This is a genomic window from Acinetobacter sp. YH12211 (assembly GCF_013418015.1).
Lineage (GTDB): Bacteria > Pseudomonadota > Gammaproteobacteria > Pseudomonadales > Moraxellaceae > Acinetobacter > Acinetobacter towneri.
The window spans coordinates 26151-39572 of sequence record NZ_VPCW01000022.1 but is presented as its reverse complement, the minus strand read 5'-3'; the positions used below and the strand labels follow the sequence as shown (position 1 = coordinate 39572).

The following is a 13422-nucleotide window of genomic DNA, read 5'->3' as shown; positions in this document are numbered from 1 at the left end:
TAAATCATTGACATAATTCCAGACGAAGTTCACTTCTGATGCTAGTTGGTCTAACACCTTGCAATGTTTGTCTTTTATACGTAATTTAAGGGTTTTCATGTACTTATATTAACAATCAAAACTCAAGAAAAATAGTCCTTAGTTAAATCAAACGACACTTCATGTCGTGTCGCTTATATCTCTGACCTGAAGGACTGAGTTTTACGCTCCATTTGATAAAAATAATTCAGATCAGAGCCGACTGTGTCCAGCACCTTGGCAACTTCAAGGTGAAGCCTATATTTTAAATTATTGGCTCAGCCCACAATTTTTAAAACAGGCACAACCTTTTGGCTTAACACCTTCTTTTTTAGGACGTCTTGTTCAAGTCATGTGGGTGCGTTATCACGCTAGCCCCATTGGTGCTTACGATGAGCTGCTGATTTTAGATCATCCTTTATTTAGGCAGCGTCGTTTATCTACTATTCCTAAAATTTTCGTTTCAACCGAGTCTTCTGTGCAACACGGACAACAGCTTTGGGGTATTCCGAAAGAACTGGCAAGCTTTGATTGGGATATTCAAGATCGACAGATGAGTTGCAAAATACAACACGCAGATTTGCAATTCGCCATTCAACTTGAAAAATGCAATACGCAACGTAGCTTTATTGATAGTCATTACATCCCTGCTGCGCTTTTAAAAATTCAGCAAACATGGCAAGGGAAATCTTATCAATTTAATCCTTCTTTTCGCGGCAGATTAATCCCACTCAAACATGCGTCTTGGCAATCGAATCCAAGTTTGTTTCCTGATTTTAATCAGGCACGCTTCATCAATGGTTTTTACGTGCTTGAGTTCGAACTGACTTTTCCAGAAGCCGAAATCTCTACTCTGGTTTAACCGTTCCACGTGAAACAGATTAACAAAGACAACCCAAGGTTTAGCTACGTGGTCGATCCCAAAATTTTCTAAAGTTTTTACACATTTCAATGCTGATTTTTTTGGCGCGACGCGACACAAAGGTCATGCTAATAAAACCATGTGTTTGATCTAAATATTCTACATATTTTACCGTGACAGCATGTTGACGTAATTTATGTGCATAAATTTCAGCTTCATCATGCAAAACGTCATGCCCTGCTGTGACCACAAAGGCAGGCGCTAGTTTTTTCAATTTGCCAAAAGTTGGCGAAATGATTGGATCATCCAAAGCGACCTGATGCTGTGTGACATAGTGCTGTGTGACAAAATCAACATCTTGCCCCGTCAGCACCAAACCATCTTTATAAGCAAAGAATGAAGGATGGCGACTCTTAAAATCTAAGGCTGGATAAATTAAAAATTGTGCGTCAGGTGCATAGGCTGAATGAGCACTACGCTGTGCAACCACCGCTGCAATATTACCACCCGCACTATCGCCTGCCACCGCTATGCGATTTTTTAAAATTTTCATTTCTCGACGATGTTGATATGCCCATGCCAAAGCATCTTCACAGACTTGAATAATCTGCTGTGGACTAGCTTCAGGCGCGAGTGGATATTCCACACTCAACACTTGTGCATGGGCATGTACCACCATTAAGCGGCAAAATTCGTCATGACTGTCTAAACCACCCACCACAAAACCACCACCATGATAAAACACGATTAAAGGCAATTTTTTATGTGGTGCAGGATGATAATAACGCGCTGCGATATTGCCACTGGCTAAGTTTAAACGGATTTCTTCAACTCGTTTGACCGCAGTTGGAGTGCTCAGAATAGATTGCATTTGTCGATCAAATGCCTGTCTAGACTGTACAGGGTCAGCACCAATAAAACCAATTTTCCCTTGTTTTAATTGTGCCGCCATCATGCATTTAATAAATGGATCAAGGTCTGGATAATGATACGGATAACCCAAAGCTTGAGCCAAAGTATGATGTACTCGACTTGGTAACTTATTTAATGCACGTGCAGCAGCACCTTGTCCTTTGTGCAATTTATTTTTGAGAGATGAATTCAAAATTTGCATGCCTGTTCCTTTTTATATGTCTGCATGATTTGCCTAAACGCTTCATAATTTCTTCATGATCAACAGCACAGTGACCATTTTGTTATACAAGTGCTTCAATCGTTATACACATTCAAATTACCTATAACGCTACCCTGCTTTTATGACGCTGTCATTGACACTATTGCAGTCTATGTTTGATGTTTCAGACAAATTCACCTCATCAGCTCAGGAGGCAGAGCATGACTAAAAAATTAATCTTACTTTCATGTGCGACTGCTTTTTTAGCCGTAGGTTGCGTAGTCGTGCCTGACGAAGGTTACTACGATGGACGATATGAGCCACGCTATGATGATGATCATCGACGTTATGACAATGATCGGCAGCGTTGGGAATATCAACAAGGTAAAAATCGGGTTGAGTTAGAGCGTCGTAAACGTGAACTAGAACGTCGTGAATGGGAACAAAAACGACAACAGCAATTACAGCAACAACGCTATGAACAAGAGCGACAACGCTTAGCAGAGCAACGCAAACGCTTATCGGAACAGCAGCGTAAACAGCTAGAGCAAAAGCGTAAGCAGCTAGAGCAAAAGCGTAAGCAGCAAATTGAAGCTGAACAAAAAAAGCGTGAGGAAGCACGTAAACGCTGGCAACAACAACGTGATGCACAACAAAAGCGCTGGCAGGAAAACCGTAAAGACCGTGAACAACGACGTGATCGTGATTGAGTCTTGCAGCAAAGCAAAACAAATGAGGTAAAAAAGGGCTTATTCAGAAGTTAGATAAGCCCCAAAAACACATTTAGCAATACACAAGAAACTACAGCGATATAGCATCTATGCGCAAAGAATAAGCAGTGTTAGGTTTTGTGTAAAATATATAATTACTCTCGATTAAGCTGTTTTAGCGATTAATCAACCAAAACTTAAAAACTCTAATCATACGCATGCACAATATAGTGAACAAACACCCAGTCGAATCCTGTTGATAAAACAGTGTTTTTAGCTATCTCCGTAATAAAAGCACTGGTTTAGCTGAATAATCAGCTCCCTATTACCATACTTTTTTAAACAAAAAATATTATAAGTTTCAAAGTTTAATTTGCTTCATTCATCCGCCGACATCTTGATTCAAAATGTATTTTTTTGACCAAATTTCATGGCAATGAAAATTAATCTACTGGCACGCTTGAATTTTGCCTGCCCTGCCCCGATTTCTTAGCTAATTACGAACTTCTCTAACCATGGCAGTTCAGCAATAACGCAGTTAGCACTGACGCCAAAGGACTGTACATGTTTAAAAACCCATTTAAACGGAGTAAATCAATGGCAACTGAGCAGAACGAACAAACTCAAGACCTTGAGCTAGAGCAGACGGAACAACAAACAGCGCAAGATACTGAGCAAGCAGAAGTTTCCGTTGAGTCTTTACAAGAACAACTGAGCAAACTTGAAGAAAACCTAAAATTGGAAAAAGCACGTACTGCCAATGCAGTTTACGAAGCGGAAAAAACCAAAGAGCGTTTAGAACGTGAAGCAGATACAGCTAAAAAGTTTGCTTTAGAAAAGTTTGCTAAAGAATTATTGGATTCTGTAGACAACCTTGAGCGTGCTATTGCCGCCAATGGTGATGAAAAAACTGCCTTGTCTGAAGGTGTGGAACTGACCTTGAAATCATTACTGACCACTTTAGAAAAGTTTGGTGTGGTGGTGATTGATACAGCCAATGGTTTCAATGCAGACCTGCATCAAGCCGTAGGGATTGATCCAAATGCAAAAGCCAATGAAATTGGCAACGTATTACAAAAAGGCTACACCTTACATGGTCGCTTACTCCGCCCTGCAATGGTGATGGTTGGCGCTTAAGCCTTATAAAATCGAGAGTTGATAAAAAATTTTCATCTAAACAACTTGAAAAATTTTGATTGGCTCTCATATCGAATAACAAGTGAAAACATTGCAAAAGAATTTTTGAGGAAACATCCAAATGGCTAAAATCATTGGTATTGACTTAGGTACAACTAACTCATGTGTAGCGGTACTTGAAGGCGACAAAGTTAAAGTAATTGAAAACGCAGAAGGCGCACGTACAACTCCATCTATTATTGCGTATAAAGATGGCGAAATTCTTGTAGGTCAATCTGCAAAGCGTCAGGCTGTAACTAACCCGAAAAACACATTATTCGCAATTAAGCGTTTGATTGGTCGTCGTTATGAAGACCAAGCGGTACAAAAAGACATTGGTCTTGTGCCTTACAAAATCATCAAAGCAGACAATGGCGATGCTTGGGTTGAAGTGAATGACAAGAAACTTGCACCACAGCAAATTTCTGCAGAAACTTTGAAAAAGATGAAAAAGACTGCCGAAGATTATTTGGGCGAAACAGTTACTGAAGCCGTGATTACTGTACCTGCGTACTTTAACGATGCACAGCGCCAAGCAACCAAAGATGCGGGTAAAATTGCTGGTTTAGAAGTTAAACGTATCATTAACGAACCAACTGCTGCTGCACTTGCATTTGGTATGGACAAGAAAGAAGGCGACCGTAAAGTTGCTGTGTATGACTTGGGTGGTGGTACTTTTGACGTATCTATCATTGAAATTGCAGACCTTGATGGCGACCAACAAATTGAAGTGTTATCAACCAACGGTGATACCTTCCTTGGTGGTGAAGACTTTGACAATGCCTTGATCGAATACTTGGTTGAAGAGTTCAAAAAAGAGCAAAACTTCAACTTGAAACAAGATCCATTGGCATTACAACGTCTGAAAGAAGCGGCTGAGAAAGCAAAAATCGAGCTTTCATCTTCAAATGCGACTGAAATCAACTTGCCATATATCACTGCAGACGCAACAGGTCCGAAGCACTTGGTGATGAACGTGACTCGCGCCAAACTTGAAGGTTTGGTTGCTGATTTAGTCGCTCGTACCATTGAGCCATGTAAAGTTGCGCTACAAGATGCAGGACTTTCAACTTCTGACATCTCTGACGTGATTTTGGTGGGTGGTCAATCACGTATGCCACTTGTACAACAAAAAGTACAAGAATTCTTTGGCAAAGAGCCACGTAAAGACGTAAACCCAGACGAAGCTGTTGCAATTGGTGCAGCAATTCAGGGTGCCGTATTGTCTGGTGACAAAACTGACGTATTGCTTCTAGACGTAACTCCGTTAACGCTTGGTATTGAAACTATGGGTGGCGTGTTGACGCCAATCATTGAGAAAAACACCACGATTCCTGCGAAGAAATCTCAAGTGTTCTCAACAGCGGCAGACAACCAGCCTGCAGTAGACATTTCAGTTTACCAAGGTGAGCGTAAAATGGCTCAACAAAACAAATTGTTGGGTAACTTCCAATTAGGTGACATTCCACCAGCGCCACGCGGTGTGCCACAAATTGAAGTTTCGTTCGACATTAACGCTGACGGTATCTTGAAAGTGTCTGCAAAAGACAAGAGCACAGGCAAAGAACAATCGATTCAAATTAAAGCAAACTCTGGTTTGAGCGATGCTGAAATTGAAGCGATGATTAAAGATGCTGAAGCAAATGCTGAAGAAGACCGTAAGTTTGAAGAACTTGCAAAAGCACGTAACGAAGCGGATGCTTTAGTTTCTTCTGCTCAAAAAGCAGTAAAAGACCTTGGTGAACAAGTGACTGCCGATGAAAAAACTGCGATTGAAACAGCAGTGACTGAGCTTGAAGCCAGCACTAAAGAAAATGATGTAGATGCGATCAAAGCGAAAACTGAAGCGCTTCAAAACATCATCATGCCAATTACGCAACGTGCGTATGAAGCTGCACAAGGTCAAGGCGGTGCACAAGGTTTTGACCCGAATGCATTCCAAGGCGATGCAGGTCAAAAAGCCGATGATGGCGTAGTCGATGCTGAATTCACTGAAGTCAAAGATGATAAAAAATAATTTGTCGCTTTAACGCACATCAAAAACCGCGCTGCAAGCAATTGCAGCGCGGTTTTTCTTTTCGATATCCATACACTGACTTCAAGATTTAAATGAAAGAGCACAGACAATTGGACGCTCAACCGAGTACAATAGATAAAATGATGCTCTAACTGCAAATAGATTGAGTTTCTGCCCTACTTTCGGCTACAGTAAACCCAAAAAAGGATGCCGCTAGCAATGCGTTTGTTTCTATTGGGTGCAATCATACTGTTTTCTATCTTGCTGATTTATCAAAATATTCAACATCCTCATACACGACACAATACTGCACTAGATCATTTAAAACATCCTTTAGATACTCGCTTACGTTATCGTATTGCTGAAGTCGATCCGCGTTTTGGCTTAAGCCATGCCGATTTACTACAACTGAGTCAGGAAGCCACCCATATTTGGAAACAAGGGACGGGACAAGATTATTTTGTATATGACCCGAACGCCAAGCTCGCCATTCACTTGATTTATGATCAACGTCAAGATGAATCAAACCAACGCCAACAACAACTTACAGCCATTGAACAACGCCAACAACACTGGAACAATCAAAACCAAAATATTCAAGCACTAAAACAAGAAATTGCAGATAAAAATCAACAACTTGATGCAAAAAAAATGCTATTTGAACAACAACTTGAACAATACAATCGTCAAGTACAGCAAATTAACCAAAGTGGTGGGCTACATCCTTCGCAACAGGAAATTTTTGCAGCCAAAAAACAAGAAATCCAGCAACACATGTGGAGTTTAGAACACGAAATAGCGCAATTTAATCAGCAAATTAACCAGCTCAATCAACAAGTCGATGCCCTCAATCAACTTAATCAAGACATTGATGTATCCATCCAGCAATTTAATGCACGTTTTCAACCACGTTTATTTGATAAAGGCAGCTTTGATGGTCAGGCCATTCGGATTTATGAGTTTCAATCTAAAGATGATTTACGTCTAACTTTGGCGCATGAATTTGGTCATGCTTTGGGTTTAGCACACCATAACGACCCTTATGCCTTAATGTATCCAATGCTAAAAGATCAGCAGTTGCAGAATTTCCAACTGCGCCCTGCCGATCTCGATTTACTCCATGCACGGCATTGAGCAATCTGGCAAACTGAAGTGACTAAAACACAAAACTCCCCTCACCCTGTACGATAGTTGCATATCCATTACACGTGCAAAGGCAGCAAATTTACTCATTTCATGTTATTGTGAAGGCTCTGTATAACCCTGAACGATCTGTGGAGATTCATGTGAGTTACTACCATATCCTGATTGAAGTAAATGACCACATCAGCACGATTGAACAAAGCCGTGATATCGAAATTTTTGATATTGTTGAGCTTCAACCTTGTCTCCACTCGATTTTATTGCCGTATTTTAATGAGCAAGTGATTGAACTTGAAGATGAAAATATTGAATACAAAGATATTTTGCATCTTGAGGTTAGACAGACCTTATTACCAATTGAACACCTGATTGAAGAAGAACAGCGTTTGCTGCCAAGTGATACCGACATCACCATTTCAGCTTATGAAATTTTTAATAACAAAGAATTAAGCCAAGATGTCACGACTGTGATTTTTGATTTGCTTGAAGCAGTGAAAATTGAACCTTAATCCCCTGTTTTAAGACAAAAATTAAAAAGGTCTGCACATTTGCAGACCTTTTTAATGCAATCACAACAACTTATTGCATCATTTGTTTGGCCGCTTCATTACGAAACGCTCTTAAAATTTGCTGCCCTGCCCGACCTGTTGCAGCCAAGCCGAGTCGAGTCTGTTCCTGACGAATCGCTTGACGGGTTTTGTCGCCAATTAAACCATCCACTTCACCAATGTCATAACCACGGCTTAACAAAAAGCGTTGAATTTCACGGCGTTCTGCGCGGGATGTACCTGCATCATCGGTTGGCCAAGCGGTGCGGAATGCAGACTGCCCCATTAAACGATCTGATAAATGCGCAATCGCTAAGGCATAACTTTCTGCTGCGTTATAGCTATAAATGGCATCGAAGTTTCTAAACACTAAGAATACAGGGCCATTCGCACCTGCAGGTGCCATCAAGCCTGCCTGACTACTGCCCGATAAATTGCCCTGAATTAATGCCGAACCATCTGCACGAGTCAACCCACGATTAACCCAACTGCTGAGGGATTTTTTATTGCGTCGCCCTTCACCACTCAAAGACATGCCTGCAGGCACTTTGACTTCAAAGCCCCACGGCTGCCGTGTTTGCCAGCCGCGACGTTTTAAAAAGTTAGCGGTGGAAGCCAAAGCATCTGGAATACTAGATACTAAGTCACGGCGACCATCACCATCAAAATCGACCGCCAACTCATCATAGGTCGATGGCATAAACTGAGTATGCCCAAACGCCCCTGCCCATGAGCCTTTTAATTGTGATTCAGTGACATCACCACGTTGCAATAAACGCATGGTGGTAAAAAACTCACCTCGGAAATAGCTTTGACGGCGTCCTTCACAGCTCAAGGTACCTAGCGCTTGCAATAATGGATAGGATCCTGAAATCGCACCAAAGTTACTTTCTACACCCCAAACCGCCACTACGGTTTCTGCAGGTACGCCATAGGCTGCTGCAACACGATTGAGCACATCACGGTGCTGTGCCAATTTCTGCTGTCCTGCCTGCACGCGCTCATCATCGACCAAGCCTGAGAGATAATCCCAGATTGGCGTAGAAAATTCAGGTTGGTAATTTAAACGCTCAATGACGGAATAATCTGGGCTGAGATTTTGAGTATAGCGATCATAACTGCTGCCACTCACCCCTTTGGCAATGGCTTGGCTGCGTAAATTGGCCAAACAACTTTGAAAATGGTTTTGTGGTTGAAAATTTGCAGATGTACTGACCGTTGGTGTTACGGTGACAGATTTTCCATTGATAATCAGTTCTGCCTGAACCTGAGTAGCTGCCATTGCAGCTGTCGCAAAAATCACAGCGAAACGATGCATAATACCCTTTGATGTGTTTTGAATTTAAATCTTGGCTTTACCATAACACCTTCAGCCACAGAGATCAGATGAAAATCTGTAACTTTAAATTCATTTACACAGTTTTAAATTCATTTTCTCGTTTTAAATTTAAAACACTTATCCACAAGTACGGCATCTCACATTTTTAAATTCAAAATCACAACACATGATAAGACTTTTAAATTTAAAAGTTTAAATTCAAATTAAACCAACCCAAGTTATCCACAAAACACGACATTCACTACATATTTACGATGTATTACTTTGAATTTAAAAGTAGCTTTTTAAATTTAAAGATCAAAAGAGCCGCTACTTTATTTAAATTCAAAACTGCAGATCTATCTTTAAATTCATTTCTGATATTTAAATTCAAAGTTGAAGCATCGCTTTAAATTTAAAACGCGCTATTTGAATTTAAAGTTTTGAATTCATAATTATCATCTGTTTCCCATCAGACTTGTGCGCATTTTTATTTTAAGTATTGCTTTGCTACGGTGATGGTTGCTTATTCAGCCTGATCTATCTTAATCAACCTAAAATTACAGCGTCAATCCTAGACAGATTAACGGTAGAACACCTTAAAAATGGGCAGAATAAAAAATGTGAGAGCATAAAAAAGCGCTCATCGTGATGAGCGCTTTGGCGTCATTTTTAAATTTACAAGCTCATATCAGCACTGAGCGCCAATGGATTTGGCAAAATTTTTGCCAATTGGCGGCATAAATCTGTCAACTCAGCAGCATCATTCGGCATTAAAGTAATATGCCCAATTTTACGACCTTCACGCTCAGTTTTATTGTACAAATGCAAATGTGCGCCATTCAATGCCAACACATCTTCAGTTTTGGGATGCTGACCAATAATATTGACCATCACCGTTGGACGTACCACTTCAGTTGAGCCTAACGGTAAACCTGCTACAGCACGAATATGGTTCTCAAACTGCGAACACACCGCGCCTTCAATTGACCAGTGACCTGAGTTATGCACACGAGGTGCCATCTCGTTGGCATACAAGCCCTTGTCAGTGACAAATAGCTCTAACGTCAACACACCTACATAATTCAAGTGATTGAGCAGGCGAGTGATATAGTCTTGTGCCGCAGGCTGCAAGTCAGCGCTGTTTGGTGCAGGGACAATCGAATGCGACAAAATACCGTTGTGATGATGGTTTTCTGCCAATGGCCAAGTTTTTACTTCACCATTTTGACCACGCACCGCAATAATAGATACTTCACGTGAAAAAGTAACAAAACTTTCTGCGATCAAGCTGCCTGCAGGGCCAAGTTCTGCCCATGCTTGTTCAATCTGATCTGCACTGCGCAGTACAAACTGACCTTTGCCATCATAGCCGCCTGTTGCGGTTTTTAGCACAATTGGCAGACCGAGTTCAGCTACAGCAGCCTGTAAACTTTCCAGCGAGTTGACGGCTTGGTACGGCGCAACAGGAATCGCCAATTCATCAAATAAGCCTTTTTCCAGCAAGCGGTTTTGGGCAATTGCCAAAGCCTGACGTGGTGGATGCAAGTCTTTGTGCTTAATCAATACATCAACATCAGCCAACGGAGTATTTTCAAACTCAAGGCTGAATACATCGGCACTGTGTATAAAATCTTGTAGGCTGTTTTCGCTTTTGCTGGCAAAAACCTGACCCAAGGTTGCCGCTGGGCAATCTGGACTGGCTTCAAAAAAGGTACATTGAATATTTAAGGGTAAAGCCGCTTGTGCCATCATACGGCCCAGCTGTCCACCACCAAAAATACCGATGGTCTTATCCATAGTAATTGTCCCGCTTAAGCCTGACCTGGAATATTGTTGCTTGAAACTTTCTCAGTTTGCGCGGCACGGAAATTGACAACATTTTGTGCAATCTCTGGACGGGTTAAACCTAAAATTTGGGCTGCCATAATTGCCGCATTGGTTGCTCCCGCAGGACCAATCGCCAATGTACCTACGGCAATACCTGCAGGCATTTGCACAATTGAAAGTAATGAATCGACACCATTTAAAATTGAAGATTTCACTGGCACACCCAAAACAGGTAAATCAGTTTTAGCTGCACACATACCTGGTAAGTGTGCGGCACCACCAGCGCCTGCAATAATCACCTGAATGCCACGATCACGCGCTTGTTCAGCATATTCAAATAAGCGATCTGGGGTACGGTGTGCAGAAACGACTTCCGCTTCAAATGGGACACCAAGCTGCTTCAGCATATTGGCAGTGTGTTCGAGAGTTGCCCAATCCGATTGAGAACCCATGATAATTCCAACGAGAGGAGCGTCTTGTGCAGCGGCCGCGTTCATTACAAATATTCCAGAAACGAAACTAAGGAAAGAGAAATTCAGGCGAGAAAGCCAAGCTTGAATAAGAACTCCACATTATAGACTGATTTTTCGACTTGTTAAAATTGAACACGGCGACTCAACCGACTTTTTTGATTATTTTTATCTGGTTATTTTCTAATAATTAACCACAGGCTCACACCATTGCAGCTACGCGAGCTGTTTAAGCCATGCAAAAGCACCATTTTAAGATGCTCGAAACACAAAATATACGCAGCCACATAAACATAAAGCTGCCCATAAATAATCCAGTTTAAAAGGTTGCTTAAACAAAAAAATCATAAACGGGACAAACACCAATAAAGTCACAACTTCTTGGGTAATTTTCATTTGACCTACCGCCCAGCCATGCTGCGCCAGCAAACGGGTAGCAGGAATCATCAAACTGTATTCAAACAGGGCGATCACCCAACTGAATAAAATAGCCTGCCACAGCGGCGCATCATGTGGTAAAAACTTGAGATGACCATACCACGCCAAGGTCATAAAACAGTTTGCAACCACCAAAAGTAAAAATGCTGAAGACATTGTGTCGTACTATCTTAAAAATTCAGTTTTATTTTACGAGCTATTTGCCATGAAAAATGCAAGAGCAGCAATTTTTTACATCGTTTGGCGCAGATTCAGCGCTGAAAAATCCCTGAAATGAGATACAAGAATCACTATCTTTTCGCCAAAACCCTTGCTATCGTTGCTTCAAATCAAGTTAATCACGACAACAGCACAAAAATACGTGATGTGTCTATAAAAAGCAGTGGAGTAAGGCGGAATGCATCTGCATATTTTGGGTATTTGTGGCACATTTATGGGCTCATTGGCACTTTTGGCCCGCGATTTAGGACATACCGTCACAGGTTCAGACCAAAACGTCTATCCACCGATGTCGACTCAACTGGAAAATGCAGGCATTACCTTAATGCAAGGTTATGACCGCAGCCATTTACAACCGCATCCAGATTTAGTGATTGTGGGCAATGCCATGAAACGTGGGATTGATGCGGTTGAATATATGCTGAATGCTGGTTTGCCGTATATTTCTGGCCCGCAATTTTTGGCCGATCATGTCTTGCAAGGCAAACACGTACTGGGCGTTGCAGGCACGCACGGCAAAACCACCACCACCACCATGTTGGCGTGGGTATTGGATCAGGCAGGCTTAGAACCGGGCTTTTTAATTGGCGGCGTTCCTTTAGGCTTTAGTGAAAGTGCACGTTTGGGTGCAGGCAAGTATTTCTGTGTCGAAGCCGATGAATACGACTCTGCGTTTTTTGATAAACGCTCCAAGTTCGTACATTACCATCCTAAAACCGCCATTTTAAATAACCTTGAATTTGACCATGCCGATATTTTTGATGATTTGGCCGCAATTCAAAAACAATTCCATCATTTGGTGCGTACCATCCCAAGTGAAGGGCGCATTATTGCCCCAATTACAGAAACCCATATTGATGAAGTGTTAGAAATGGGTTGCTGGACACCTGTGCTACGTACTTCGCTCAATGCAGATCCACAAGCGGAACTGTATGCAGAACAACTTGCAGCAGATGGTTCACATTTTAAAGTTCTGAAAAATGGTGTGCTACAAGGTGAAGTGCGCTGGAATATGACTGGGCAACACAGTGTCGCCAATGCCTTGGCAACCATCGCCGCAGCAGAGCATGTTGGGGTTGCAATTGAAACCGCATGTGCAGCGCTGTCCAATTTTGGTGGGGTGAAACGCCGTATGGAGTTATTAGGCACCATACGCGGCATTGAAGTCTATGATGACTTTGCCCACCATCCAACCGCAATTGAAACCACACTGGACGGCGCACGTAAGCGTTTGGGTGAGCGTAAGCTTTGGGCGATTATTGAACCACGTTCCAACACCATGCGCATGGGCAGTCATAAAGAGGGCTTGGCAGATTCAGCACGTTTGGCGGATGCTGTGATTTGGTATCAACCTGAAGGTTTAGACTGGGATTTACAGCCTGTGGTTGCGGCTGCTCGCAATCATGCGGTGGTGGCCAATACTTTGGATGAAATTATTCAAAAAATCGTGAGCCAAGCAGGTGAGGGCGATGCAGTGGTGATTATGTCAAATGGTGGATTTGGTGGTTTACATCAAAAACTGATGCAGGCATTGCAACACAGCGCTTAAACCATTAATT

The 13422-nt window shown here is 41.9% G+C and carries 12 protein-coding genes; 7 read left to right on the top strand and 5 right to left on the bottom strand.

Annotated features, from left to right (window positions below):
• Positions 1 to 241: 241 nt before the first annotated feature.
• A complete protein-coding gene (locus FTU98_RS10470) occupies positions 242 to 880 on the top strand; it encodes an acetoacetate decarboxylase family protein (RefSeq protein ID WP_180051386.1) in 639 nt (212 codons plus the stop codon).
• A 40-nt stretch (positions 881 to 920) separates the two neighbouring features.
• Here FTU98_RS10470 and FTU98_RS10465 read toward each other — a convergent pair whose 3' ends face one another.
• The gene (locus tag FTU98_RS10465) at positions 921 to 1994 is read right to left on the bottom strand and encodes an alpha/beta hydrolase (RefSeq protein ID WP_179990571.1); all 1074 of its coding nucleotides are present in this window, start codon (positions 1992 to 1994) and stop codon (positions 921 to 923) included.
• A 221-nt stretch (positions 1995 to 2215) separates the two neighbouring features.
• Between FTU98_RS10465 and FTU98_RS10460 the strand changes: the two genes are divergently transcribed.
• The 5 genes from FTU98_RS10460 (at position 2216) to FTU98_RS10440 (ending at position 7549) form a co-directional block, all read left to right on the top strand.
• Positions 2216 to 2704 (top strand): hypothetical protein, encoded by a 489-nt coding sequence (locus FTU98_RS10460; protein WP_180051384.1) that lies wholly within the window; start codon positions 2216 to 2218, stop codon positions 2702 to 2704.
• A gap of 564 nt (positions 2705 to 3268) precedes the next feature.
• Complete coding sequence (gene grpE, locus FTU98_RS10455) at positions 3269 to 3841, top strand: nucleotide exchange factor GrpE (protein ID WP_257220042.1); 573 nt, start codon at positions 3269 to 3271, stop codon at positions 3839 to 3841.
• A 121-nt stretch (positions 3842 to 3962) separates the two neighbouring features.
• On the top strand, positions 3963 to 5897 hold the full coding sequence (dnaK, locus tag FTU98_RS10450) for a molecular chaperone DnaK (RefSeq protein WP_104852793.1): 1935 nt from the start codon (positions 3963 to 3965) through the stop codon (positions 5895 to 5897).
• Positions 5898 to 6116: 219 nt separating this feature from the next.
• Positions 6117 to 7031: a matrixin family metalloprotease gene (locus tag FTU98_RS10445; protein ID WP_004969807.1), complete on the top strand. Its 915-nt coding sequence runs from the start codon at positions 6117 to 6119 to the stop codon at positions 7029 to 7031.
• Between the two features lie 140 nt (positions 7032 to 7171).
• Entirely contained in the window at positions 7172 to 7549 is a 378-nt protein-coding gene (locus FTU98_RS10440; protein WP_162164695.1) for a hypothetical protein, read from the top strand.
• A 70-nt stretch (positions 7550 to 7619) separates the two neighbouring features.
• Here the strand turns inward: FTU98_RS10440 and FTU98_RS10435 are convergent, their stop codons facing one another.
• From FTU98_RS10435 to FTU98_RS10420, 4 genes are all read right to left on the bottom strand, one after another.
• Positions 7620 to 8906: a lytic murein transglycosylase gene (locus tag FTU98_RS10435; RefSeq protein ID WP_218948282.1), complete on the bottom strand. Its 1287-nt coding sequence runs from the start codon at positions 8904 to 8906 to the stop codon at positions 7620 to 7622.
• 678 nt (positions 8907 to 9584) lie between these two features.
• Entirely contained in the window at positions 9585 to 10706 is a 1122-nt protein-coding gene (locus tag FTU98_RS10430) for a 5-(carboxyamino)imidazole ribonucleotide synthase (RefSeq protein WP_154321228.1), read from the bottom strand.
• A 14-nt stretch (positions 10707 to 10720) separates the two neighbouring features.
• On the bottom strand, positions 10721 to 11233 hold the full coding sequence (gene purE / locus FTU98_RS10425) for a 5-(carboxyamino)imidazole ribonucleotide mutase (protein ID WP_004969800.1): 513 nt from the start codon (positions 11231 to 11233) through the stop codon (positions 10721 to 10723).
• A 225-nt stretch (positions 11234 to 11458) separates the two neighbouring features.
• The gene (locus tag FTU98_RS10420; RefSeq protein ID WP_004969799.1) at positions 11459 to 11800 is read right to left on the bottom strand and encodes a DMT family protein; all 342 of its coding nucleotides are present in this window, start codon (positions 11798 to 11800) and stop codon (positions 11459 to 11461) included.
• Between the two features lie 241 nt (positions 11801 to 12041).
• Here FTU98_RS10420 and mpl point away from each other — a divergent pair, with 241 nt between their 5' ends.
• Positions 12042 to 13412: a UDP-N-acetylmuramate:L-alanyl-gamma-D-glutamyl-meso-diaminopimelate ligase gene (gene mpl, locus FTU98_RS10415; protein WP_180051383.1), complete on the top strand. Its 1371-nt coding sequence runs from the start codon at positions 12042 to 12044 to the stop codon at positions 13410 to 13412.
• Positions 13413 to 13422 lie beyond the last annotated feature (10 nt).

What these genes read in the sequence shown, in the direction of transcription:
- FTU98_RS10465 (WP_179990571.1), bottom strand. Translation starts at nt 1,994, where the DNA reads ATGCAAATTTTGAATTCATCTCTCAAAAATAAATTGCACAAAGGACAA.
- FTU98_RS10460 (WP_180051384.1), top strand. Translation starts at nt 2,216, where the DNA reads ATGACTAAAAAATTAATCTTACTTTCATGTGCGACTGCTTTTTTAGCC.
- grpE (WP_257220042.1), top strand. Translation starts at nt 3,269, where the DNA reads ATGTTTAAAAACCCATTTAAACGGAGTAAATCAATGGCAACTGAGCAG.
- dnaK (WP_104852793.1), top strand. Translation starts at nt 3,963, where the DNA reads ATGGCTAAAATCATTGGTATTGACTTAGGTACAACTAACTCATGTGTA.
- FTU98_RS10445 (WP_004969807.1), top strand. Translation starts at nt 6,117, where the DNA reads ATGCGTTTGTTTCTATTGGGTGCAATCATACTGTTTTCTATCTTGCTG.
- FTU98_RS10435 (WP_218948282.1), bottom strand. Translation starts at nt 8,906, where the DNA reads ATGCATCGTTTCGCTGTGATTTTTGCGACAGCTGCAATGGCAGCTACT.
- FTU98_RS10430 (WP_154321228.1), bottom strand. Translation starts at nt 10,706, where the DNA reads ATGGATAAGACCATCGGTATTTTTGGTGGTGGACAGCTGGGCCGTATG.
- purE (WP_004969800.1), bottom strand. Translation starts at nt 11,233, where the DNA reads ATGAACGCGGCCGCTGCACAAGACGCTCCTCTCGTTGGAATTATCATG.
- FTU98_RS10420 (WP_004969799.1), bottom strand. Translation starts at nt 11,800, where the DNA reads ATGTCTTCAGCATTTTTACTTTTGGTGGTTGCAAACTGTTTTATGACC.
- mpl (WP_180051383.1), top strand. Translation starts at nt 12,042, where the DNA reads ATGCATCTGCATATTTTGGGTATTTGTGGCACATTTATGGGCTCATTG.